At 64.1% G+C, this 23,350-nt stretch carries 28 protein-coding genes; 19 read left to right on the forward strand and 9 right to left on the reverse strand.

What is annotated here, in order from left to right; all coding sequences use genetic code 11:
* Position 1 precedes the first annotated feature (1 nt).
* The 5 genes from AC0WRY_RS25585 (at position 2) to AC0WRY_RS25605 (ending at position 3,652) form a co-directional block, all read left to right on the forward strand.
* Positions 2-970, forward strand: a complete 969-nt coding sequence (locus AC0WRY_RS25585) for a YVTN family beta-propeller repeat protein (RefSeq protein ID WP_194408406.1) — start codon at positions 2-4, stop codon at positions 968-970.
* Positions 967-1,773: an ABC transporter ATP-binding protein gene (locus AC0WRY_RS25590; RefSeq protein ID WP_194403562.1), complete on the forward strand. Its 807-nt coding sequence runs from the start codon at positions 967-969 to the stop codon at positions 1,771-1,773. The genes AC0WRY_RS25585 and AC0WRY_RS25590 overlap by 4 nt, the downstream gene beginning before the upstream one ends.
* Positions 1,770-2,618: an ABC transporter permease gene (locus AC0WRY_RS25595; RefSeq protein ID WP_194403563.1), complete on the forward strand. Its 849-nt coding sequence runs from the start codon at positions 1,770-1,772 to the stop codon at positions 2,616-2,618. The genes AC0WRY_RS25590 and AC0WRY_RS25595 overlap by 4 nt, the downstream gene beginning before the upstream one ends.
* Complete coding sequence (locus tag AC0WRY_RS25600) at positions 2,615-3,223, forward strand: hypothetical protein (protein ID WP_194403564.1); 609 nt, start codon at positions 2,615-2,617, stop codon at positions 3,221-3,223. Before AC0WRY_RS25595 ends, AC0WRY_RS25600 begins: the two co-directional genes overlap by 4 nt.
* A gap of 129 nt (positions 3,224-3,352) precedes the next feature.
* Positions 3,353-3,652: a copper-binding protein gene (locus tag AC0WRY_RS25605; RefSeq protein WP_194403565.1), complete on the forward strand. Its 300-nt coding sequence runs from the start codon at positions 3,353-3,355 to the stop codon at positions 3,650-3,652.
* A 213-nt stretch (positions 3,653-3,865) separates the two neighbouring features.
* Here the strand turns inward: AC0WRY_RS25605 and AC0WRY_RS25610 are convergent, their stop codons facing one another.
* Complete coding sequence (locus AC0WRY_RS25610; RefSeq protein WP_194403566.1) at positions 3,866-4,423, reverse strand: PQQ-dependent catabolism-associated CXXCW motif protein; 558 nt, start codon at positions 4,421-4,423, stop codon at positions 3,866-3,868.
* Complete coding sequence (locus tag AC0WRY_RS25615) at positions 4,420-5,301, reverse strand: substrate-binding domain-containing protein (protein WP_194403567.1); 882 nt, start codon at positions 5,299-5,301, stop codon at positions 4,420-4,422. The genes AC0WRY_RS25610 and AC0WRY_RS25615 overlap by 4 nt, the downstream gene beginning before the upstream one ends.
* Before the next feature lie 142 nt (positions 5,302-5,443).
* Between AC0WRY_RS25615 and AC0WRY_RS25620 the strand changes: the two genes are divergently transcribed.
* Positions 5,444-6,370 (forward strand): quinoprotein relay system zinc metallohydrolase 2, encoded by a 927-nt coding sequence (locus tag AC0WRY_RS25620; protein WP_194403568.1) that lies wholly within the window; start codon positions 5,444-5,446, stop codon positions 6,368-6,370.
* A 76-nt stretch (positions 6,371-6,446) separates the two neighbouring features.
* A complete protein-coding gene (locus AC0WRY_RS25625) occupies positions 6,447-7,265 on the forward strand; it encodes a quinoprotein dehydrogenase-associated SoxYZ-like carrier (RefSeq protein ID WP_194403569.1) in 819 nt (272 codons plus the stop codon).
* Between the two features lie 166 nt (positions 7,266-7,431).
* Here AC0WRY_RS25625 and AC0WRY_RS25630 read toward each other — a convergent pair whose 3' ends face one another.
* Positions 7,432-7,791 carry a hypothetical protein gene (locus tag AC0WRY_RS25630; RefSeq protein WP_194403570.1) on the reverse strand — a complete coding sequence of 120 codons (360 nt, stop codon included), beginning with the start codon at positions 7,789-7,791 and terminating at the stop codon, positions 7,432-7,434.
* An 87-nt stretch (positions 7,792-7,878) separates the two neighbouring features.
* On the opposite strand from AC0WRY_RS25630, the gene AC0WRY_RS25635 reads away from it, so the two are divergent.
* The 4 genes from AC0WRY_RS25635 to AC0WRY_RS25650 are packed head-to-tail and all read left to right on the forward strand — an operon-like array spanning position 7,879 to position 10,715.
* A complete protein-coding gene (locus AC0WRY_RS25635; protein WP_194403571.1) occupies positions 7,879-8,877 on the forward strand; it encodes an ABC transporter substrate-binding protein in 999 nt (332 codons plus the stop codon).
* Position 8,878: 1 nt separating this feature from the next.
* Positions 8,879-9,616: an ABC transporter permease gene (locus AC0WRY_RS25640; RefSeq protein ID WP_194403572.1), complete on the forward strand. Its 738-nt coding sequence runs from the start codon at positions 8,879-8,881 to the stop codon at positions 9,614-9,616.
* Entirely contained in the window at positions 9,606-10,316 is a 711-nt protein-coding gene (locus AC0WRY_RS25645; protein WP_194403573.1) for an ABC transporter ATP-binding protein, read from the forward strand. The genes AC0WRY_RS25640 and AC0WRY_RS25645 overlap by 11 nt, the downstream gene beginning before the upstream one ends.
* 45 nt (positions 10,317-10,361) lie before the next feature.
* Complete coding sequence (locus tag AC0WRY_RS25650; protein ID WP_194403574.1) at positions 10,362-10,715, forward strand: hypothetical protein; 354 nt, start codon at positions 10,362-10,364, stop codon at positions 10,713-10,715.
* Positions 10,716-10,724: 9 nt separating this feature from the next.
* Here AC0WRY_RS25650 and AC0WRY_RS25655 read toward each other — a convergent pair whose 3' ends face one another.
* From AC0WRY_RS25655 to lanM, 5 genes are all read right to left on the reverse strand, one after another.
* Positions 10,725-10,934 carry a hypothetical protein gene (locus AC0WRY_RS25655; protein ID WP_194403575.1) on the reverse strand — a complete coding sequence of 70 codons (210 nt, stop codon included), beginning with the start codon at positions 10,932-10,934 and terminating at the stop codon, positions 10,725-10,727.
* 146 nt (positions 10,935-11,080) lie between these two features.
* Positions 11,081-11,986 (reverse strand): DUF6662 family protein, encoded by a 906-nt coding sequence (locus AC0WRY_RS25660; RefSeq protein ID WP_194403576.1) that lies wholly within the window; start codon positions 11,984-11,986, stop codon positions 11,081-11,083.
* A gap of 24 nt (positions 11,987-12,010) precedes the next feature.
* Complete coding sequence (pqqA, locus tag AC0WRY_RS25665) at positions 12,011-12,091, reverse strand: pyrroloquinoline quinone precursor peptide PqqA (RefSeq protein WP_008562446.1); 81 nt, start codon at positions 12,089-12,091, stop codon at positions 12,011-12,013.
* 227 nt (positions 12,092-12,318) lie between these two features.
* Entirely contained in the window at positions 12,319-12,657 is a 339-nt protein-coding gene (locus AC0WRY_RS25670) for a hypothetical protein (RefSeq protein WP_194403577.1), read from the reverse strand.
* 140 nt (positions 12,658-12,797) lie between these two features.
* Positions 12,798-13,190: a lanmodulin LanM gene (lanM, locus tag AC0WRY_RS25675; RefSeq protein ID WP_194403578.1), complete on the reverse strand. Its 393-nt coding sequence runs from the start codon at positions 13,188-13,190 to the stop codon at positions 12,798-12,800.
* Positions 13,191-13,533: 343 nt separating this feature from the next.
* On the opposite strand from lanM, the gene AC0WRY_RS25680 reads away from it, so the two are divergent.
* The 5 genes from AC0WRY_RS25680 to AC0WRY_RS25700 all read left to right on the forward strand — a co-directional run bounded on the left by AC0WRY_RS25680 (position 13,534) and on the right by AC0WRY_RS25700 (position 18,238).
* Positions 13,534-15,198 carry a methanol/ethanol family PQQ-dependent dehydrogenase gene (locus AC0WRY_RS25680; protein WP_194403579.1) on the forward strand — a complete coding sequence of 555 codons (1,665 nt, stop codon included), beginning with the start codon at positions 13,534-13,536 and terminating at the stop codon, positions 15,196-15,198.
* Between the two features lie 11 nt (positions 15,199-15,209).
* Positions 15,210-15,566, forward strand: a complete 357-nt coding sequence (locus AC0WRY_RS25685; protein ID WP_194408407.1) for a c-type cytochrome — start codon at positions 15,210-15,212, stop codon at positions 15,564-15,566.
* On the forward strand, positions 15,563-16,495 hold the full coding sequence (locus AC0WRY_RS25690) for a substrate-binding periplasmic protein (protein WP_194403580.1): 933 nt from the start codon (positions 15,563-15,565) through the stop codon (positions 16,493-16,495). The genes AC0WRY_RS25685 and AC0WRY_RS25690 overlap by 4 nt, the downstream gene beginning before the upstream one ends.
* Positions 16,496-16,686: 191 nt before the next feature.
* Positions 16,687-17,676, forward strand: a complete 990-nt coding sequence (locus AC0WRY_RS25695; RefSeq protein ID WP_194403581.1) for a Bug family tripartite tricarboxylate transporter substrate binding protein — start codon at positions 16,687-16,689, stop codon at positions 17,674-17,676.
* 136 nt (positions 17,677-17,812) lie between these two features.
* A complete protein-coding gene (locus AC0WRY_RS25700; RefSeq protein WP_194408408.1) occupies positions 17,813-18,238 on the forward strand; it encodes a hypothetical protein in 426 nt (141 codons plus the stop codon).
* Between the two features lie 53 nt (positions 18,239-18,291).
* On the opposite strand, the gene AC0WRY_RS25705 is transcribed toward AC0WRY_RS25700, so the two are convergent.
* Positions 18,292-19,260, reverse strand: a complete 969-nt coding sequence (locus AC0WRY_RS25705; protein ID WP_194403582.1) for a helix-turn-helix domain-containing protein — start codon at positions 19,258-19,260, stop codon at positions 18,292-18,294.
* Positions 19,261-19,772: 512 nt separating this feature from the next.
* On the opposite strand from AC0WRY_RS25705, the gene xoxF5 reads away from it, so the two are divergent.
* The 3 genes from xoxF5 to AC0WRY_RS25720 all read left to right on the forward strand — a co-directional run bounded on the left by xoxF5 (position 19,773) and on the right by AC0WRY_RS25720 (position 23,350).
* Positions 19,773-21,578 carry a lanthanide-dependent methanol dehydrogenase XoxF5 gene (gene xoxF5 / locus AC0WRY_RS25710; RefSeq protein WP_194408409.1) on the forward strand — a complete coding sequence of 602 codons (1,806 nt, stop codon included), beginning with the start codon at positions 19,773-19,775 and terminating at the stop codon, positions 21,576-21,578.
* 80 nt (positions 21,579-21,658) lie between these two features.
* A complete protein-coding gene (locus AC0WRY_RS25715; RefSeq protein ID WP_371746153.1) occupies positions 21,659-22,180 on the forward strand; it encodes a c-type cytochrome, methanol metabolism-related in 522 nt (173 codons plus the stop codon).
* Positions 22,181-22,240: 60 nt separating this feature from the next.
* Positions 22,241-23,350: an S-(hydroxymethyl)glutathione dehydrogenase/class III alcohol dehydrogenase gene (locus AC0WRY_RS25720; RefSeq protein WP_194403583.1), complete on the forward strand. Its 1,110-nt coding sequence runs from the start codon at positions 22,241-22,243 to the stop codon at positions 23,348-23,350.

Consider the following 23,350-nt stretch of genomic DNA (forward strand, 5'->3'; position numbering starts at 1 on the left):
AATGCTGCGCATGGGGCGTGTTGGGCTTCTCGCCGGACTGGCGCTCGCGGCAGCGCCCGCGCATGCCTTCATCGCTTATGTCTCGAATGAGAAGAGCAACACCGTCTCGGTGATCGACACCGACAGCTGGACCGTGACCAAGACCATCAAGGTCGGGCAGCGCCCGCGCGGCATCGATTTCACGCGCGACGGCAAGTTCGTGATGGTCGCGGTCGGCGACGACGACACCATCCAGGTGATCGATGCCAAGACGCAGAGCGTGGTAGACAGCCTGCCCTCAGGCCCAGATCCGGAATTGTTCGCCCAGGATGCCGCCGGCAAGATCCTCTATGTCGCCAACGAGAACGACAACACGGTGACGGTGATCGACCTCGAGAAGCGCTCCCGGCTCGGCGACATCCAGGTCGGCGTCGAGCCCGAAGGCATGACCATCAGCCCGGACGGCAAGACGCTGATCAATACGTCGGAAACGACCAATATGGCGCATTTCATCGACACCGCCTCGCGCCAGATCGTCGCCAACGTGCTGGTCGACGCCCGGCCGCGCTTTGCCGAGTTCAAGCACGACGCTTCCGAGGTGTGGGTGTCCTCCGAGATCGGCGGCACCGTCTCGATCATCGATCCCGGGAAGCACGCGGTGATCGGCAAGGTCACCTTCGAGATCCCGGGCTTGCGGAAAGAAGCGATCCAGCCGGTCGGCATCGGCATGACCAAGGACGACAAGACCGCCTTCGTCGCGCTCGGCCCGGCCAACCGCATCGCCGTGGTCGACGTCGCCTCGCGCAAGGTGACGAAATATCTGCTGGTGGGACAGCGGGTCTGGCACATGGCGTTCACCCCGGACGAAAAATATCTGCTGACCACCAACGGCGTCTCGAACGACGTCTCCGTCATCGACGTCGCCGCGCAAAAGGTGATCAAGACCATTCAAGTGGGCGAGCTGCCCTGGGGCATCACGATCGCGCCATGACCAGCCCAGCTCCGATTCCCGACCCAGGCGAGGTGCCGGGCCCCGATCCGGCCGCGGCGCCGGCGCTCTCGATCGACGGCGTCAGCCATGCCTATGGGCCGCGCCGGGCGTTGATCGACGTCTCCTTCAATGTGCAGCCGGCCAGCTTCACCGCCCTGCTCGGCCTCAACGGCGCCGGCAAGAGTACGCTGTTCTCGCTGATCACGCGCCTGTTCGGCATCCAGTCCGGCCGTGTCGGCATTTTCGGCCATGACATCAGCAAGAGCCCGGGCGAGGCGCTACGATTGTTGGGGGTCGTGTTCCAGCCGCGCACGCTCGATCTCGACCTGTCGCTGACGCAGAACCTGCTCTATCACGCCGCGCTCCACGGCATCAGCCGCCGCGAGGCCGCCGCGCGCAGCGCCGAGCTGCTCGGCCGCATCGGGCTTTCCGACCGCGCCGGCAGCAAGGTGCGCGACCTCTCGGGCGGGCAGATGCGGCGGCTGGAGATCGCCCGCGCACTGCTGCACCGGCCCCGGCTGTTGCTGCTCGACGAGCCGACCGTCGGTCTCGACGTCAAGGCGCGCGCCGACATCATCAGCCAGGTCCGCCAGCTCGTGACCGAGCAAGGCATCGGCGTGCTCTGGGCGACGCATCTGTTCGACGAGATCATGCCAAGCGACGACCTCGTGGTGCTGCACCAGGGCAAGGTGCTGGCGCAGGGACCGATGAGCCGCGTCATTACCGAAGCCGGCGCGCAGGACGTCAACACCGCCTTCATGCGCCTGACCGGCGCGCAAACCATGCCGGGAGGCGGCGCATGAGCAGCATCACGACGCGCGAGGTCCCGCGCGGCTTCTCATTTGCCGAGTACATGACGTGTCTCACCGGCATCGTCTGGCGCGAGGGGCTGCGCTTCCTGCATCAGCGCGAGCGGTTCGTCTCGGCGCTGGTGCGGCCACTGGTGTGGCTGTTCATCTTCGCTGCCGGCTTCCGCCAGGTGCTCGGCATCTCCATCATCCCGCCTTACGAGACCTACATCCTCTACGAGGTCTATATCGCGCCCGGGCTGATGGCGATGATCCAGCTCTTCAACGGCATGCAATCCTCGCTGTCGATGGTTTACGACCGCGAGATGGGCAACATGCGCACGCTGCTGGTGAGCCCACTGCCGCGCGGCTTCCTGCTGTTCTGCAAGCTGCTGGCGGGCACCGCAGTGTCGCTGCTCCAGGTCTATGCCTTCCTGCTGATCGCCTGGTTCTGGGACATCACCCCGCCATCCTCGGGCTATCTCACCGTGCTGCCGGCGCTGATCCTGTCCGGGCTGATGCTGGGCTCGCTCGGCATGCTGATCTCCTCCGGCATCAAGCAGCTGGAAAATTTCGCCGGCGTGATGAACTTCGTCATCTTCCCGATGTTCTTCGCCTCCTCCGCGCTCTACCCGCTGTGGCGGGTGCAGGAGGGCAGTCCCTATCTGTACTATCTCTGCGAGGTCAATCCGTTCACCCATGCGGTCGAGCTGATCCGTTTTGCACTCTACGGGCAGATCAACTGGATCTCGCTGGCGGTGGTAGCGGCTTGCACAATCGTCTTCATGATCGGCGCGATTTGGGCCTATGATCCCTCGCGCGGGCTGGCGCGACGGGGGCCTGCAGGAGGCGAAGGATGAAGGTTCTGGCGACGGCTGTCCTGGTGCTCGCGCTGTCGGGCACGGCGGTGCGCGCGGCCGATCCGCGCTACCCCAACTGGCCCTGCACGCAGGCCAAGGTGCCGGAGATCTCGCTTGCCGCCGTCTGGGCCGGTCCTGCGCTCGACGATGCCGAGACCAAATGGAAGAACGACACGAAAATCACCGCGCTGGTCGCCAAACTGTCGGCGCGCAAGACGCCGATCGACGAGGCTGAGAAATCGGTGAAGGACTTTCTGGCCGCCTCCTCCACCGACAAGGCCAGCAACGCAAAGCTGCTGTTCGCCGGCCTGTTCGATACGCTCAACGCCCAGCGTTCGCAGGTCATGAACGGGCTCGAACGCGTCAGCCGCAAGCAGCGCGAGGCCGCTGAGAAGATCCGCGAGGAGGCCATCCAGCTCCAGGCGCTGCAGGGCGCCACGCCGCGTGACGAAGCCAAGGTCGAGGCGCTCAGCAATGAGCTGATCTGGAAGACCCGCATTTTCGAGGACCGCAACAAGGTGGTGCGGTTCGTCTGCGAGGTTCCCACCACGATCGACCAGCGCCTGTTCGCGCTCGGTCGCGTGATCCAGCAGGAAATGGAATAGCGTCGGCCTTGCCGAGGCTGCCTCCGGGTTCCCGGAGCGGCCTGGTTAACCTTTGCCCTGCTATCTGCCGGAACCAAATCGATCTAGGATGGCTTGTCGAAGTGAACTCCAAAACGTCGGGAGGCCTCGATGGGAACCACGCGATTTATCTATGCGGGCGCTGCGGCCCTCAGCATGCTCGCAACCAGCGCGTTTGCTGACGACATGACCGGCATGGTCATGCGGATTGACCGGCTCAACGGCACGATCTCGATCCAGCAGACCCAGAAGGGCACGGTCGGCGCCAGCACCGGGAGTGCCGGTGCGCTGCAGGAGTACAAGACCAAGGACGCCGCGATGCTGGACGCCGTTCATGCCGGCGACAGGGTGAACTATTCTGCCACCGACAATAACGGCACCGGCACGCTGACGAAGTTGCAGAAGCAGTAAGTATTGGGCGTCCGCCTCGCCGCTTTTGTCCCGCCAGAATGCGTCTTTCTCCTTGTGCCCCGGACGCGGTGCAGCGCCCTTCAGCGTTGCACCGCAGAGCCGGGGCCCATGTCGCAGACGAACTCGCGGCGTCTGGGTCCGGCTCTGCGCCGCAACGCTCACGCGTTACGGCTTGTCCGGGACACGAATGCGTAGCGCGGCCAATCAAGTCGTTCACTGCTCCGGCCGCGGCTCCGGCTGCGCCTCTTCCGTCGGCAGCTTGGCGCGCTCCCAGCCGTCGGTGCCGTCGGAGTACCAGGCGATGTTGGAATAGCCATAGGCCAGCGCCCGCTTGGCGGCGTTCCAGGACATCCAGCAATCGGCAAGGCAATAGATCACGATCAGCGCGGCCTTGTCGCCGCCCGAAACACGCGCGAGCCCGCGCTGGAGATAATCATCCATGGCCGGCGGCAAGGAGCCGTAGCCGGTGTCAGGCAGCCAGATGCTGCCCGGAATGTTCCTTCGCGGCGCATCGCGCCACACCGTGCCTTCCGGAAGGTTCTTCGGCTTCGGCGGCCTCGGCAGCACGTCGATGAACGCACCACTCTTCGCGCGCCAGATCGTCTCGGCTTCCGCCGTGGTGAGCACGCGCGCGCCGGCCAGCGTCGCCGGCACCGGCGCGCGGTAATTGTCGGCGCGATACCCCTCGGGCTCGAACGGCTCCTGCTGCTGCGCGAACGACGGCGCCGCCAACGCGGCGACGACGAGCGCAGTGGCAAGAAGCCGTCTCATGGCGACTTCTTGGCCGTCTCCGCATTGAGCGGCCGATCGCTCTCGTCGAGCAGCGGGACGCCGAAGTCGATCAGTATCTTGTTGATCTCGCCCTGGTTCTCCTGGATCAGCTTGTTGAGCTGCCGCTTCCAGTTCTGGTCGGCGGGACGCACGCCCATGCCGATGCGATAGACCAGCTTCGGCCCCGTGGTTTCCTTCACCAGCGGCGTGACATGAAGCGAGCCGACTTTCCTCGCGTAGTAGCCGGCCATCGGTCCCCACAGCACGCCGGCGTCGATCTTGCCGGCGGCGAGGTCGTCGATCATGGCCTGCGCCGAATTGTCGTAGCGCGTGTCGATCATCAGCGGATAGGGCTTTGCATTGCTCATCAGCCCGGCAATGGCCATGTTGGTCGCGGGCGGCGTTCCGGCGACGATGCCGACATGCTTGCCCTTCAACTTCGGATCCTCGAGCGTGTCGACGTCCTCGAGCCCGCTGCCGGCCTTGGCGACCAGTGCATAGGTCGTGCGGTAATAGGGATTGGTGCCCTGCACGACGTCATCGCCCTGCGGAAAGCCCATGATGACGTCGCAGCGATGCGCGCCCAGCGTCATCCGCACGAAGCCGGTGGCCTGCGGGAAGAAGACATAGTCGAGCTTCTTCTTGAGCTTGTCGGCAAAGAATTCGGCGAGCTTGTTCTCGAACCCCTCGCCCTTTTCGTTCGAGAACGGCAGATTGCGCGGATCGGCACAGACGCGCAGCACGTTCGGGTCGACCAGTTCGAACGAGAGGTCGCCGCTGTCATTGGTCTGCGCCACGGCGACATCGCCGAGCGCGCAGGACGCAACCAGGACCCACATTGAAAATAACCAGCGACGATGTCGTCCGGCCTCCGTCATCGTGCTTCCTCCTCGTTTTGTTTGAATGCTATCCATGCAACGCATGACGCACCATGTCCTGCAGGAATTGTCTCGCCGAACTTTGCTGACTTCGTTTTTGTTGCAGTGCAATGCGGCCAATCCTTTGAACTGAGGCGGAAAAGTGTCTCGCATCGCTCGAGTGATCGCAGCCTTGTCCCTGCTGGGGATCGCAACGCTAGCACGGGCCGCGACGGCCGAATTGCCTGTGAGCGAAGTCGCAACCGGAATCTTCGTACACTCCGGGACCATCGCCCTGATGACCCGCGAGAACGAGGGCGACATCGCCAATGTCGGCTTCATCGTGGGCGACGATGCCGTGGCCGTCATCGACACCGGCGGCAGCTTGCGTGAAGGCGAGGCCCTGCTGGCCGCCGTGCGGGCCCGCACGCCCAAGCCGATCCGCTATGTCATCAACACCCATGGGCACCCCGACCATGTCTTCGGCAACGCGGCCTTTGTGGCCGGAGACACTGTTTTCGTCGGCCACAGCAAGCTGCCCCAGGCGCTCGCGACGCGCGGGCCCTATTATCTCGACAATTTTCGCCGCATCATGGGGAGCGAGCTGATCGATCCCGTGAAGATCATTGCTCCGACCCTCCTGGTTTCGGACACGATGACGCTTGATCTCGGATCGCGTCGCCTGTCCCTGCGCGCCTGGCGGACCGGGCACAGCGACAGCGACATGAGCGTATACGACGAGACGACCAAGACCCTGTTCGCGGGCGACCTCGTTTTTCTGCGCCACATTCCGGTCATGGACGGCAGCATCCGCGGCTGGCTCGACACATTGAAGGAATTGCAGACCATTCCGGCGCAACGCGTCGTTCCCGGTCACGGACCCGTGAGCGAGTGGCCTGCCGCGCTGACCGATGAACGGCGTTACCTGTCAACGCTGCTGTCCGACGTGCGCGTGCTGAATAAGAACGGCGAGCCGATCCGGGCCGCCGCCGACAAGGCTGCTGCCGAGGAACGGCCGCGCTGGGAGCTGTTCGGCGATTACAACGCCCGGAACGCAACTGCAGCATTCTCGGAAATTGAATGGGAGTAGCGGGCGCGCTAACATGTGCGGGAGATCAGCTTCGCTGACTCAGAGATCAGCTTCGCTGACTCAGAGGACCACAACCATGACCCGATGGACACGCCGCCTGCCCCTGATCGCCGCACTGCTCGGCATCGCCTTCGCCGTGCCCGCGCAGGCTGAAGAGGCCTACGATCCGTGGCCGGGTCTGGTGCAGGACATCTTCAACAGCCGGCCCATGAATGACGGCAGCGCCGTCATCGGCATCGAGATGCCCTATCGCGCGGAGGACGCGGCGATCGTGCCGGTGACCTTGCGCAGCAAGCTGTCGCCCGCAGACAGCCGCCGGATCCGTTCGATCACGCTCGTGATCGACCGTAACCCCGCGCCGATGGCCGCGAAGTTCGAGCTCGGGCCCGATGCCAATGTCACCGAGATCTCGACGCGCGTGCGCGTCAACAATTACACCGACGTCCACGCGGTGGCCGAGCTCAGCGATGGGCAGCTCTATGTCTCGAAGGTCTATGTGAAGGCTTCGGGCGGCTGCTCGGCGCCGGCAGGCAAGAACGCCGAGGAAGCGCAAAACCGACTCGGCCAGATGCGCTACCGGCAGTTCGCGCGCGAGGAGGCGCCGGCGAGCCGCATCCGCGAAGCGCAGATCATGATCGGCCATCCCAACAATTCCGGCCTGCAGATGGACCAGGTCACGCAGCTCTATATTCCCGCCTTCTTCGTCAACCAGCTGAAGCTAACGCAGGACGGTAGCCCCGTGCTATCGATGGAAGGCGGCATCTCGATCTCGGAAGATCCTAATCTGCGCTTCACCTACGTCTCCAACGGCGCCAAGCGTTTCCGCGCGGAAGCCAAGGACACGGAGGGACACGTCTTCCGCAACGAGTGGGATGTGGAGAAGCCGGGGACTTAGGTCGTGACGCCTGCTCTGATTCCCTCTCCCCTTGCGGGAGAGAGTGGATCGCCGCGCAGCGGCGAGACGGGTGCGGGCTATCTCTCCACACATGAGCTCGCGGAGAGATCCCCCTCATCCCGCGCTTCGCGCCACCTTCTCCCACAAGGCGAGAAGGAAGAAATCTTCAAAAACACCTCACTTCGGCTTCCGCCTGCGCGCGCCGCAAATCATTCACCGCCGTGTTCGCCTGCTCCGAGGTGCGGAACTGGACGCCGAGATTGCCGCGCACCTGCGACATGCTGAGCGCGGTCTCCGCGGTAACATAGCGCTCATAGGGGACGATCGAGGCCACCACGTCGATCGAGCAGGAGCATTGCTCGATCGACTGCCGGCTCTCGCCATTGGCCTTCATGCAGCCATAGACGTACTCCGCGCGCGCCGCCGTCGGATAATCGTTGGCTTCCTCGGCCCGCGCGACGCACGCGCTCGACGCCAGCACCGTCAATACGGCGACAATCGGTCGTAGCTGTCCGGCCAGTTTCATGCGCATCCTCCCGCGGGTTGCGAGCAAAGCTATGCTATGCGTATTGTCCTGAAAAGCACTCTGTCAGAGGAAACGGCTCACAAGGCGATGAGAGCACTTGGTGTGATATGGGCACTTGGTCGAACATTGGCGCTCGCGACGACGCTGATGCTGACACTGGCCGCACCCGGCCGCGCCGCGGAGACAATCCGCCTCGCGGTGCAGAAAACCGGGACATTCTCCTGGGAGCTGGCCGCGATCCGCGCGAGCGGGCTCGACAAGGAGGCGGATCTCGCGCTGGAGGTCACCGAGCTCGCGAGCACCGAGGCCGGCAAGATCGCGATGCGCGCGGGCAGCGCCGACATCATCCTGTCGGACTGGCTGTGGGTGTCGCGCGAACGGGCGCTCGGCGCCAAGCTCACCTTCTATCCCTACTCCAGTGCGCTCGGCGCCGTGATGGTGCCGGCATCGTCGCCGATCAAGACGCTTGCCGACTTGAAGGGCCGCAAGCTCGCCGTCGCGGGCGGAGCGATCGACAAGAGCTGGCTGCTGCTTCAGGCGCGCATGAAGCAGGACGGCATCGACCTGAAGTCGGAGGCGACCATCGCCTATGGCGCCCCGCCTTTGATCGCCGCCAAGGCACTCGACGGCGAGATGGAGGCGAGCCTGAACTTCTGGAATTTCTGTGCCCAGCTCGAAGCCAAGGGTTTCAGGCGCCTCGCCGGCATCGAAGAGATCCTGCCGAAGCTGGGCGCCAAGGGCGCCGTCTCCGCGGTCGGTTACGTCTTCGACGAAAGCTGGGCGGCAAGCCACAAGGACGCCGTGGCCCGCTTCATCGCCATGACCCGCAAGGCCAAGCAATTGCTGGTCACCTCGGATGCGGCCTGGGACAAGATCGCCCCGCTCACCGGCACCAACGATGTCACCTTGCTCAAGACCTATCGCGAGCGCTATCGCGACGGCATTCCGCGCCGGAGCATCGCTGAAGAGGAACAGGACGCGCGCGTGCTGTATCGCGTGCTGGCCGAGACCGGTGGCCGCGACCTCGTCGGCCCCGCCGCCGAGCTCGATCCCGGCACGTTCTATCACGCCGTGCCTGGAGACTGAGGTGCTGCGTCTTCTCTCGTTCGCCCTCTTCCTCGTGACTTGGTGGATTGCCGCGCTGTTCGTCGGAGGCGCGAAGCTGCCCTCCCCGCCGGCTGTGCTCGAGGTGATGATCGCGGAAGCATCAACCGGCGCGCTGTTCCTGCATCTCGGCGCCACGCTGGCGCGCGTCACGCTCGCCTTCGTGCTGGCGATGTCGCTCGGCAGCGCCATCGGCTACCTCATGGGACGAGTCAGGCTCGCCGACCGGCTCGGCGATCCCTGGCTGATCCTCCTGCTCAATTTGCCCGCGCTGGTCGTGATCGTGCTGGCCTATATCTGGGCCGGTCTCACCGAGGCCGCCGCGATCGCGGCGATCGCCATCAACAAGCTGCCGACCGCGGTCGTCACCTTGCGCGAGGGCACCCGCGCGCTCGACCGCTCGCTCGACGAGATGGCGAGCGTGTTCGCGATGCCGCGCTGGCGCGCGTTCCGGCATGTCGTGCTGCCGCAGCTTGCGCCCTATATCGCGGCCGCCGCCCGCTCCGGACTGTCGCTGGTGTGGAAGATCGTGCTGGTCGCCGAACTGCTCGGACGTCCGAACGGCGTCGGATTCGAGATCGGCGTCGCCTTTCAGCTGTTCGACACGCCGCGGCTGCTCGCCTATTCGCTGACATTCGCCGCGGTCGTGCTCGTGATCGAAACCTTGCTGGTGCAGCCGTTCGAAGCCCGCGCAACACGGTGGCGGCCCCGTGCGGCTTGAAGTCGACATCACAGGCAAGACATTCAGGAGTGCCGCGGGCGGGAGCCACGAGGTGCTCGCGCCGCTCAAATTCGCGCTTTGCCCCGGCGAGGTCGGCGTGCTCATCGGTCCCTCCGGTTGCGGCAAGAGCACGATGCTGCGCATCATCCTCGGTCTCGACAGCGAGTTCACCGGCCATGTCGCCCGTCCGCCGCAGGCGCGGATCGGCATGGTGTTCCAGGAGCCGCGGCTGTTGCCGTGGCGTTCGGTCGAGCAGAATGTGCGGCTGGCTGCTCCTGATGTGACCGAGGAGAAGCTGTCGGAGCTGTTCAGGTTTCTGGAGCTGGACGCGCATCGCAGCCACTTTCCCGGCGAGTTGTCGCTCGGTCTTGCCCGGCGCGTTGCGCTCGCCCGCGCCTTCGCCGTCGAACCCGATCTGCTGGTGCTCGACGAGCCCCTCGCCTCGCTCGACGACGCGCTCGCCGGCCGCCTGCGCGATGAGATCGCGACCCTGGTGGCGAGCCGCCCGATGATGACGCTGCTCGTCACCCACAGTCTCGACGATGCGATCCGGCTCGGCGACCGCCTGTTCTTTTTGTCGCCGCGGCCTGCGCGTATCGTGGAGGAAGTGCCGATCGCCATTCCACGCGCGATGCGCAGCGAAGCCGATCTGGTGAGGATCAGGGCCGAGCTGGCGGCCTTGCAGCTTGAAGCGAAATGAACACTCGTGGTCAACTGGATCAATTCGTCGAGGGAGGGCTCACCAATGCGGCGTAGGCTGATTGCGATCGGCATCCTCTTGGTCGCGGTGCCGGGCGCGGCACTGGCGCAGGCCAAGGGCAAGGGCATCAGGCTCTGGAACCTGACGACGGAGACGATCTCCGGCTTTCAGCTTTCACCCGCCGGCAAGACCGACTGGGGCCCGAACCAGTGCTTGAACGACAAGGACAAGGAGGTCGACCACGACGAGCGGCTGCGCATCAGCGGCGTCGAGCCCGGCCGCTACGACGCCAAGGTCGGCTATCCCAACGGTCGGCAATGCGTGGTCCGCGACATCGAGATCAGGGCGGACGCGGTGTTCTCGATTGCCGACAAGGATCTGAAGGACTGCACCAAGTAGCGCGGCGTCTCACGCCTTGTCGTTCGGATGCGGATATTCGCAGCGCCACCGCACCGCCTGCCACTTCGGATGCTCACCGACCCATTGCGCGATATAGGGCGGTGCGGCCATCGCGCATTGCCGCGGCGACCCACCGTAGTTGAACATCAGATGCTGCTCCTCGCAGGTCGCAGGCGAGAGGACCGCACACACGGTTACCACCAGGTCAATCGGGTTCATGCCGGGATCCTCTGGCAGGGGACGATGGAGATTTAGCACGAAAAGATACGCTCGACGGAGGGGGAAGTTTCAACTTGCCAGGGGAATGGGCGGGAACTGCAGGCGAAAGGCTCGGATCCCGCACCCCTTTGTGGGTGGGGAAGGACCTAAAAGTTCACCCCGAACACCATCCGGGCCTGGTGGCGCTCGAAATTGACGAGGTCGAGATTGCCGCTTGATCCGGCCGGGCGGCCCCAGGCCTGCATGCTCCAGCTCAAGGTCAGCCGTGAGCGCTCGGACAGCTGGACATAGGCGGTCGGGCCGACGAACAGGGCCTGGCCCGAGAGCTCGCCGAGTCCGATACCTTCATATTGCCGGAAGTAGCGCAGCTCCCCGCCGAGCAGCACGTTGGGCCGCACGCGCACCAGGCCGGCCAACGCCGCCCCGATCGTCGAGCTCTTCTCGGAAGTGCCCGCCACTTCGAAGCGCGCCCATTCCGGCTGATAGATCAAATTGAGGGCGCCGATGGCGAAGTTCGGAATGAGCTCGCGGTCGAAGGCCAGCGTGAACTCGGTGCCGTACATCCGCCCTTTTGCGCCGCTGGTCTCGTCGATGCGGTCGCCATGAAGCTCGGCGGCGACGGTGAGGCCGAACGGCGCGCGCTCGCGGTCGAGCAAACGATAACGCAGGTCGAGCGAAGCTCCCTGGAAGTTGAATTGGCGGCGGTCGTCGATATCGGGGACGCCGGTGATGTCGTGCAGGCTGGCGGTGGCTCCGACCTCGATGCGGAAGTTCGGCATCGGCACGATCTCGATCTCGACCTCCTTCTCCAGCGCGCGATAGGTCCCTGCGCCCTTGCCGAAGCGGCCCGTGGTCTGGGTCTGGAATTCGCGCTCGCCGGGATTGCCGACATCGGTGCCGATCATGAAGCCGAAGATGTGCTCGGTATCGAAACCCTCTTCGGCGCCGGCGCATGCGGGCAGAAGCGCGACCGTGCAGGCAGCAATGGTCCAGAAGCTGGTGGCTCTCGCGCGCATTCCCGACACTACCACGGCTTCAAAGGCGTTTGCCATCGAAGCCGCGGCAGGTCGTCAGTCTTACTTGCGCGAAGCGCAGGCGTACATGTTGATTTCCATGCCGACCGGCACTTCCACGATCTTCGGAGCTTTCCAAGCCATTCGGGGTCTCCCCAAGGTATTGAGCGCGACATCGCGCGGCGCAAAACCTAGGGCTGCGTCAGATGCAGTTCAAGCCTCGATTCGTCTGGCGAGCTCGTCTGTGTCGATTCTTCGCGGCTGCATTTCTCTCTCGGACAAGGCCAGTTCTCTCTTGGTCAAACACGACCTGCGAGACGCTGCCTGTGCGACGCACCGCGCGTCGAATCGACACCAACGGCACCGCGCCGTCAGCAACCCTTGTCGGCCATTGTTGTGCCGTTCGGCTTGGCACCTTCGGCTCGCTGAGCGGCCGTCGGCTGGCTCTGCATCTGTCGCTGCGAATCTTCGGACGACGCCGGCGTTTCGCCGCTCGCACGATTCATCGTGCTCGTCGGCGGATGCTGGCTGGAGTCGCCGGCTGAACCGGACGCGTGCGATTGCGCCGAGCCCACGGTGACCGGACCAGAACCGGCATCCTTGTCAGTGCTGGCGCTGCCCGTGTTGCACGGGCCGGCAATGGCAACGCCGGCGCTCAAGGTCAGGATCGCGCAGGCGGCAAGAACGGAACGTTTCGTGTTCATCTGCATCTCCTCTTCTCCCGCCGCGTTGCCCCGGCGCCGGGCAGGACATCGCGAAGAGAACAGGCCGAGCTGCCCGATGTTCCGAGTGTTGGAGCGGAAATGCTCGCAAAAAGCCACCCTCGTCACGTCTTTTCCGATTGCACCGCTCACCGCAACAATCGCAACAGCGCGCGGCCGGCGCGCGAATTCAGCTCCTTCGCATCCAGCGTTCCGTCCTTGTCGGGATTGGCCGCATTGAAACGCTGCTCGACCACGGACAGATATTCGTCGAGCGTCAGCGTGCCGTCGCGGTCGGGATCGGCGGCTGCGAGTTCTTTCGCCGAGAGACGTCCGCGCAATTCGCGCGCGTCGAGCGTGCCGTCATGATCCGGATCGAGCTTTGCGAACAATGCCGCTCCCGCCTTCTTCACCTCGGCAAGATCGAGCGTGCCGTCATTGTCGGTATCGAACAATTTGATCGCATTGCCGGAGGCCGACCACGCCGGGCCGGACAACAATGCAATCGTGAGCGCAAGTGCAACTGAGCGACGCGAAATCATCAAGACCTCCCAGACGAAGAGCCCTGGTTCGGGCGGGATAGAAACGACATAAGTCCACAAGAGGCCGCCGGTTCAAGTCCGAAATTGCAACTTGCGCGCGCGACAACCGGGGGAACCAGATCCTCGCCCCTCGACGATCCACGTCCGGAGCTGCCTCGCGGCGCGGAATTTTTTCAGCGTCTCCGCACAATTTGACGCGGCCGCGTCAGGTTTCCCTAAAGTGACCATCGCCGGCGTTCAAAGATATCGGCACGACACGTGCGACTTTCGTATTGACGCGTTTTGGTTTCCGACGGAGTGTTGCTCCCGCAGCGTCAAAAGGCGCGCATATTGGGAGGAACGGATGAAACGCTTTGCGATGGCCGCGAGCCTCGTCATGCTTGCATCGACTTGTGCAAGCGCACAGACCACCGAGCAGCTGGTCAAGGGCGCGACTGATACATCGAACGTTCTCAATTACGGGATGGGCTATAATCTGCAGCGCTTCTCGACCCTGAACCAGATCAACAAGGATAGCGTCAAGAACCTTGTCCCGGTCTGGAATTACTCCTTCAACGACGATCGCAGCGAGGAATCGCAGCCGCTGGTGTACCAGGGCGTGATCTACGTGACCTCGCACAATGCGACCATGGCGGTCGACGCCAAGACCGGCAAGCAGATCTGGAAAACCAAGGTCGAATATCCCGCCGAGACGCCGCGCATCGTCTGCTGCGGCATCATCAACCGCGGCGCGGCGCTGTATGACGGCAAGGTTTTCCGCACCACGCTCGATGCCAACGTGATCGCGCTCGACGCCAAGAACGGCAAGGAGCTGTGGCGGCAGAAGGCGGCCGACATCAAGGAAGGCTATTCGATGACGGTGGCTCCGCTGGTTGCCGACGGCGTCGTCATCACCGGCATCTCCGGCGCCGAGTTCGGCACACGCGGCTTCATCGACGGCTGGGATCCGGCAACAGGCAAGCATCTCTGGCGTACCCATTCGATCCCCTCGCCGGACGAGCCCGGCGGTGACACCTGGAAAGGCGACACCTGGAAGCTCGGCGGTGGCTCGACCTGGATCACGGGGTCTTACGACCCCGAGCTGAACACGGTGTATTGGGGCATCGGCAATCCCGGACCGTTCAATTCGGCGGTGCGTCCCGGCGACAATCTCTACACCTGCTCCGTGCTGGCGATGGATCCCAAGACCGGCAAGATCAAGTGGCACTACCAGTTCTCGCCGAACAATCCGTTCGACTATGACAGCGTGGCCGAGATGGTCCTCGCCGACATGAACGTCGAGGGCAAGCCGACCAAGGTGCTGATGGATGCCAACCGCAACGGCTTCTTCTACGTGCTCGACCGTACCAACGGCAAATTGCTCGCGGCCAACCCTTACGTGAAGGTGAACTGGGCGACCGGCGTCGACATGAAGACCGGCAAGCCGATCGAGACCGACGTTGCCAAGGATGCGCGCGAGGGCAAGAAGGTGACCGTCTACCCGTCCATCCTCGGCGGCAAGAACTGGGAGCCGATGTCGTTCAATCCGCAGACCGGATTGGCCTACGCCAACACCCTCAACTTCGGCGGCAAGTACAAGGCCGAGCCCGTCACCTTCAAGCAGGGTGAATGGTATCTCGGCATGGACCTGACCGATCCCTGGCAGTTCGACGACGGCCCGCGCGGTCATCTCAAGGCGATCGACCCCATGACCGGCAAGTCGAAATGGGAAGCGCCGAGCGACATTCCGCGCTTCTCGGGCGTGCTGTCGACCGCCGGCGGCGTCGTGTTCTCGGGCCAGCTGACCGGCGAGTTCGAGGCCTTCGACGCCGACACCGGCAAGAAGCTCTGGCAATTCCAGACCGGGTCCGGCATCGAGGGCCAGCCGGTGACCTGGCAGCAGGATGGCGTGCAATATGTCGCGGTGACATCAGGCTATGGCGGCGTCTACTCGCTGTTCTCCGGCGACGAGCGACTTGCCAAGGTGCCGCCCGGCGGCTCGCTGTGGGTCTTCGCGGTCAAGCAGTAATCCGCGGCATGATGCTGAGAGAAATGTCACACGAGACGGCGGCGGTCTTCGCCGCCGCCTTGGTGCTGACGGTCGCGCTTGCGGCGACCGTTCGCGCCTCCGACGAGCCGACCGGCAATCCCATGCAGGCGCAGATCGACCACGGCAAGTCGACCTATGCCGAGAAATGCTCGCACTGCCACGGCCCGAACCTGATGAACTCCGGCACCATCACGCCGGACCTGCGCGTCTTCCCCGACGACAAGACACGCTTCGTCACCACGGTGAAGAACGGCAAGAACAACAGGATGCCGCCCTGGGGCGACATTCTCAGCGACGACCAGATCGGCGACCTCTGGGCCTTCATCTCCAGCCGGAGGAAGCCATGAGGGGCTGGCGGGCTGCGTGGAGCGTCGCGGCGCTTCTTTCGGCGATGGCATCATCGGTCGCGCTCGCGGCCGACGATCCCCTGAGGATCTGTCTCGACGAGGACCGGCCGCCGCTCTCGGCGCACCACCGCGGCAAGCCGGACGCCGGCTTCGACGTGCTGCTGGCGCAGTCGGTGGCGGAGCGGCTCGGACGAACGCTGACGATCCAGTGGTTCGAGAGCAAGCTGGACGAGGATTCGAGCCCCCAGCTCGAGGCCAACGCATTGCTCTCGGACGGGCGCTGCTCGCTCGTCGGCGGCTACGCGCTGACGCAGGATTCGCTCGTCGTCCCCGGGATGAAGACGGCGCGCCTGCCCGACTTCGCCGGGGCCACGCGCGACGATCGGCGGCGCCGCGTCGCGCTCGGCGTGCTCGCGCCGAGCCTGCCTTACGTCTATTCGCCGATGACGGTGGTGCTGGGGCCGAAGGCAGGCGGCCGCAAGATCAGCGACATCGGCGATCTCGCCGGGCTTCGCCTGGTCATCGAAAGCGGCTCGCTCGGCGATGCCATCCTGATGACCTTCGACAAGGGGCGGCTGATCGACAGCATCACCCATCTCGTCCCCGGCCGCGACGATCTGCTCGGCACGCTCCAGCGCGGCGACCATGACGCGACGCTGATCGACCTCGCGCGCTTCGACGCCCATCGCGCCGCGCACCCCGATACGGCGCTTACCGCGTCCGGCTATTATTATCCGATCGGCGCCAATCGCGGCTATGTCGGGCTTGCCGGCGATGGCGCGCTGATCGAGGCCGTCAACAAGGCGCTGAGCGCCCTCGCGGCCGAAGGCAGGATCGCCGAATTCGGCAGGCAGGCCGGCCTCACCTATCTGCCGCCGCGCGAGCCCGCCATTCTGGGCGACGTCTGGACCAAGATCATCCAGCGGTGAGGCTCTCGTATCCCGGACGCGGTGCGGCGCGCCGTGCCGCGCGGCTGAAGGAGCGCTGCGCCGCGTCCGGTGCACGAACTCTGCTCCCGCATCTCAGACCGACGCCGTAGCGAATGCGCCAATCTGTCTCGCCTGACGCCGATGGCGGCGCCAGCCTGGTGCAGTACCCTGCCCGGAACCGGGAGAGAATCATGTCCAAGAAAATCGATCGCCGCCACTTCATCGCCGCCGGAGCCGGCGCCTTCGCGATGCCTTTCGTCTCGCGCAGCGCCTCGGCACAAGGCACTTGGCCGTCGCGGCAGATTCGCATGATTTGCAGCTATCCCGCCGGCGGGCAGACCGACCTGCTCGCGCGCGCCTACGGCGAATTCATCTCCAAGCAGGTCGGCAAGACCGTGGTCGTCGAGAACAAGCCCGGCGCGTCCGGCGCGATCGGCACGGCGGAGGTCGCCCGCGCCGAGCCCGACGGCCACACCATGCTGTGCTCGATCTCGACCACTTACATCATGAACCGCGTGGTGATGAAGAATCCCGGCTACGACATGGACAAGGACCTGACGCTCGTCAGCGTCATTCCCGGCGCCGGCCTGTTGCTGGTGGCCAATCCGAAGACTGGGGTCAAGACGCTGGAGGATTTCGTCGCCTTCGCGCGCAAGAGCGGCAAGGTGAACTTCGGCACCTACAGCGCGGGCTCGGCCCCGCACATGACGATCAACGAGCTCAACAAGCAGTACGGCCTCAACATCGAGCCGATCCATTACCGTGGCGAGGCGCCGATGTGGACCGGGATGCTCGAAGGCACGCTCGATGTCGCGATGGGAAGCTACACGGCGGCACAATCGGTCCTACAAAGCGACCGCGGCACAGTGTTCGCGGTGCATTCGAAGAAGGTCGACGCGATCCCCGCCGTCAAGACCCTCCCGGAGCAGGGCGCGACCTCGAAATTCTTCACCGTCAGCGGCTTTTCGGGTTGGGCCGTGCCCAAGGCAACGCCGCAAGCCGTCATCGACCGCCTGGCGGAGCTCTGCGTCGCGGCCAACAACGATCCGAAAGTGAAAGAGGTACTCGCCACCTTCGTGCTCGAGCCCGCCATCGGCTTCAAGGAGACCAACGAACTGTATCAGCGCGAACTGCCGGTCTGGATCGAGAGCGCGAAATCACTTGGCCTCGAACCGGCCTGAGCCCCGAGGCGCGCGCGCCGGCCGTCCTGCCGGGCCGGCTTCCGACCAAAGCCTAGTGCCGGAAGCGCAATTTCACGTTATGATTGTGCGCCACCGCCGCAAGCCCCCCCTGGGGCGGACAATTAGGGCCGATCGCATGACACCGGATGCAGTCGCCGTCGCCGTTATGGTCATACTGCTTTTTCCGATGGGCTATTTCACGCTGGCATCGCCCGCCTTCCTGCTGGTGAAGCTTGATATAAGGCCGGTCGCGCTGTTGCTGCGCGGCATGTTCAACGCCCATTTTCTGGTGATGCGCGTTGCCGGAATCGTCGCGACACTGGCTTTGCTGCTCGACGGCCGCCCGCTCGCCGCGATCGGCGTCGGCCTGCTTGCAGCTCTTGCGATCGGCGGGCGCCGCTGGTTCATGCAGCGGATGGACGAGCAGCTCAACGCCGGCGAAGCCGGCGATACCGATGCCGCGGGTCGGCTGCGGCGGCTGCATTGGAGTGGAATGCTCTGCAACGCCGTGTTGCTTGCCGCCCTGCTCGTCAGCATTCCCTACATTGCGGCATCGGCGTAACCGGCATTTGGTCGCCGGAGCGGCGTGATCACCGGGGCGACTCCGGCGCCCGCCTAATGCTCGCCCGAACTCGCGACGCCCTGCTGCGCCTTGTGGATCGAGGACGGCACCACGCCAAAGTATTTCCGGAACACCCGGCTGAAATGCGATGAGCTGGAGAAGCCCCAGGAGAACGCGACATCGGTGATGGTCTTGCCGGCGTGAGCCTCGAGCTCCTGGCGGCAGTTCTGCAAGCGCGCCTGCCAGATGTAGTCGCTCACCGTGGTGCCGCGTTCCGAGAACAACATGTGCAGATAGCGCTTGGAGCAGCCGAGCTCGGCGGAGATCTGGTCGATGCACAGATCCGGATCGCGCAGGTGCTCGCGGATGAAGAACTGCGCGCGCACATACATCGCTTCGGGCCCGACCCGGTCGAACATCGTGTCGGCTTCGCGCAGCGGCAGCAGCAGCAGGTCAATCAGCGAATCGGCGACGCCGACCGCGCTGTTCGCCGACAGCTTTGCCGCTTCGTCGAAGGTCGCATGGACGAAATCGTGGGCGATCCGCCCCGTGCCTGTCTTCGCCGACAGCTTGCATGCGGGCATCCGCTGCGATGGGAATCCACGGTCTCGCAGCAGCGCCTTTGGCACGATCACCACGTCGTGACGGGTGAAGGCCGGGCTGATGATCGAATGCGGGCAGGAGACGTCATAGGCGATGATGTCGCCGGGGTTGATCTCGATGTGGCGGCCTTCTTGTTCAAAATAGGACACGCCGTAGGTCTGGAAGTGAATCTTGATGTAGGGGTGCTCATTGGCCTTGGCGCGCGCCAGCGTGTGCGCGAGGCGATGCTGGCTCACCTCGATCTGGCAGAGCTTGAGGCGCGAGACGCTCGTGTAGTCGATACGACCTTCGAGCGACGAGGCCTCCAGCGGATCGACGTCGAAATGCCCACACAGGCTCGTCAGCCCGTCGATCCAGCTCTGGATCTGGCGCTTCGGCGTCATGCCGGTCGTCGAGAGCGTGTGAATGGTGTCGGACATTAATCCAGCCACTGGTTGATCCGGAGTTCGACGCGAATCGCGACCAGCGCTGCCGGAGCCCTCGGCCGTAATTGCGTGACGTTTACCTCGAATTTGAGCGGTCTTTTGGCACGAGCGCCATCGTTCCATTGCCACCCTTGAAAGTTAATCCTCCGCCTTAGTTGCAGCGCCGTCAAGGGGAACCTGAGCGTTGAGAGGGGCCGTGATGCCGCGCGGAAGCCGCTGAATTCGCTACTGCAAAATCAAATTCTTTTCCGCCGTGCGCTGTCGAGCAAACCGGCTTCTCTCTTGGGCAAGTTTCCCGGTGACGAAGTCGTTAGGGATTGCGGCAGGAACAACAAGAACGGGCCGCTCCTGCACGTGGACCCGTGGCTCTCATCAGGAGGAGGAAACAGCACAGCATCGTTTCTGGTCCCAATCGTGACCGCCCTGCACGAGCAGACGCCGGACGAGAAGCCCGGTGAATCGATATTGCTACGGAAACAATAAACGAGACCAACGGAGGAATGACTATGCGCAAGGTGCTACTGGCGACCTTTCTCGGCTCAGCGGCGGCGCTCGCCGTCGGGAGCGCCTCAGCCAATGATGAAGTGCTCAAGATGTCGCAGAACCCGAAAGACTGGGTGATGCCGACCGGCGATTACGCCAATACCCGTTATTCCAAGCTCAACCAGATCAACGCACAAAACGTAGGCAAGCTCCAGGTGGCCTGGACCTTCTCGACCGGCGTGCTGCGCGGCCACGAAGGCGGCCCGCTGATCATCGGCAACATGATGTACGTCCACACGCCCTTCCCGAACAAGGTCTACGCCATTGACCTTTCGCAGGAGAACAAGATCGTCTGGAAGTACGAGCCGAAGCAGGACCCGAACGTCATCCCGGTGATGTGCTGCGACACGGTTAACCGCGGTCTTGCCTACGGCGACGGCAAGATCTTCCTGCATCAGGCCGACACCACCCTCGTCGCGCTCGATGTCAAGACCGGTCAGGTCGCATGGACCGCCAAGAACGGCGATCCCAGCAAGGGCGAGACCGGCACCTCGGCCCCGATGGTCATCAAGGACAAGGTGATGATCGGCATCTCGGGCGGCGAGTTCGGCGTGCAGGCCCATATGTCGGCCTACGACATCAAGACCGGCAAGCTGGCCTGGCGCGGCTATTCGGAAGGACCGGACGACCAGATCCTGGTCGACGCGGAGAAGACCACCGCGCTCGGCAAGCCTGTCGGCAAGGATTCGAGCCTCAAGACCTGGCAAGGCGATCAGTGGAAGATCGGCGGCGGCGCGACCTGGGGCTGGATCTCCTACGATCCCGAGCTGAACCTGCTCTATTACGGCTCGGGCAACCCCTCGACCTGGAATCCGAAGCAGCGTCCCGGCGACAACAAATGGTCGATGACGATCTGGGCGCGCAACCCGGACACCGGCCAGGCCAAGTGGGTCTATCAAATGACGCCCCACGACGAGTGGGACTATGACGGCGTCAACGAGATGATCCTCTCGGATCAGTCGATCAACGGCCAGCCGCGCAAGTTGCTGACGCACTTCGATCGTAACGGCCTCGGCTATACGCTCGATCGCGCCACCGGTGAGCTGCTGGTCGCCGAAAAGTACGATCCGAAGGTGAACTGGACCTCCGGCGTCGACATGGACAAGAACTCGCCGACCTATGGTCGTCCGAAGGTGCTCGACGCAGCTTCGACCGACAAGGCGGGCGAGGACCACAACGTGAAGGGCATCTGCCCGGCCGCGCTCGGCACGAAGGACGAGCAGCCGGCAGCCTACTCGCCGGACACGCAGCTGTTCTACGTTCCGACCAACCACGTCTGCATGGACTACGAGCCGTTCAAGGTGAGCTACACCGCGGGCCAGCCCTATGTGGGGGCGACGCTCTCGATGTATCCGCCGCAGGGTGAAAGCCACATGGGCAATTTCATCGCCTGGGACGGCAAGACCGGCAAGATCGTCTGGTCGAACAAGGAGCAGTTCTCGGTCTGGTCGGGTGCGCTCGCAACCGCCGGCGGCGTGGTGTTCTACGGCACGCTCGAAGGCTATCTGAAGGCGGTCGACGCCAAGACCGGCAAGGAGCTCTACAAGTTCAAGACTCCCTCCGGCATCATCGGCAACGTCACCACCTATGAGAACGGCGGCAAGCAATACGTCGCAGTGCTCTCCGGCGTCGGCGGCTGGGCCGGCATCGGTCTGGCGGCCGGTCTGACCGATCCGACCGCAGGTCTCGGCGCAGTCGGTGGCTACGCAGCCCTCAGCAACTACACGGCACTCGGCGGCACGCTGACCGTGTTCTCGCTGCCGAACTAGGCCCATCATCATCGCTCCGGCGCGTGGATCAAGTCCACGCGCCGGCTCGTCTCCCCCGGGCTCCTTCGAGGATAAATCTCTTGCGTAAAATCTGCTCTGTCATTGCTGCGACGATCTTGGTTGCGTCCGGAGGAATTGCTGTCGCGGACGGTCCGGGCGACCCGACCGCCGTGAAGAAGGAAGACGACGGAAAGTGGCTCGATAAAGAGGGAACACCGACCTACAAGATTTCGGCGGACGGCACCGTGGACTGGTTCACCTATTCCGGATACCGCCGCTATCATTCCGACTGCCACGTCTGCCATGGCCCCGACGGCATGGGCTCCACCTACGCGCCAGCGCTCAAGGATTCCGTGAAGTCGATGAGTTATGGCGACTTCCTCGGCGTGGTCGCCTCCGGTCGCAAGAACGTCTCGACCGCGCAGGAGAACGTCATGCCGGCCTTCGGCGATAACCCGAACGTCGCCTGCTACATGGACGATCTGTACGTCTATCTGCGCGCCCGCTCCACTGAAGCGTGGGGCCGGCAGCGTCCCTCCAAGAAGGAGGAGAAGACAGAGGCCTACACCAAGGCGGAAGACGCCTGCATGGGCAAGAAGTGAACGCTACTGGGATTGCCGAGACGACCTCTTGGCGCCCGATGAGAATCTGAGGAGTTTACGATGAAGACACGTGCCGCCGTCGCTTTCGAGGCCAAGAAGCCGCTCGAGATCGTCGAGCTCGATCTGGAAGGTCCGAAGGCCGGCGAAGTCCTGGTCGAGATCAAGGCGACGGGCATCTGCCATACCGACGCCTATACGCTCGACGGCTTCGACAGCGAGGGAATCTTCCCGTCGATCCTGGGCCACGAGGGCGCGGGCATCATCCGCGAGATCGGCCCCGGCGTGAGCTCGGTGAAGCCGGGTGACCACGTCATCCCGCTCTACACGCCGGAATGCCGGCAGTGCAAAAGCTGCCTCAGCCGGAAGACCAATCTCTGTACCGCGATCCGCGCGACGCAGGGCAAGGGCGTGATGCCCGACGGCACCAGCCGCTTCTCCTACAAGGGCAAGCCGGTCTACCACTACATGGGCTGCTCGACCTTCTCGAACTTCACCGTGCTGCCGGAGATCGCGGTCGCCAAGATCCGCGAGGATGCTCCCTTCGACAAGAGCTGCTACATCGGCTGCGGCGTCACGACCGGCGTCGGCGCCGTCGTCAACACCGCGAAAGTCGAGCCCGGCTCCAACGTGGTCGTGTTCGGCCTCGGCGGCATCGGCCTCAACGTGATCCAGGGCGCCAAGATGGCCGGCGCCGACAAGATCATCGGCGTCGACATCAACGATGCCAAGGAGGATTGGGGCCGCAGGTTCGGAATGACCGAATTTGTCAATCCCAAGAAGGTCACCGGCGACATCGTCCAGCATCTCGTCGGCCTCACCGACGGCGGCGCCGACTACACCTTCGATTGCACCGGCAACACCACGGTGATGCGCCAGGCGCTGGAAGCCTGTCATCGCGGCTGGGGCACCTCGATCATCATCGGCGTTGCCGAGTCCGGCAAGGAGATCGCCACCCGCCCGTTCCAGCTCGTCACCGGGCGCAACTGGCGCGGCACCGCCTTCGGCGGCGCGCGCGGCCGCACCGACGTGCCGAAGATCGTCGACTGGTACATGAACGGAAAGATCCAGATCGATCCGATGATCACCCACGTGCTCAAGCTCGAGGAGATCAACAAGGGCTTTGACCTCATGCACGAGGGCAAATCCATCCGTTCAGTCGTCGTGTTCTAG

This window comes from Bradyrhizobium sp. T-12, from assembly GCF_058314695.1.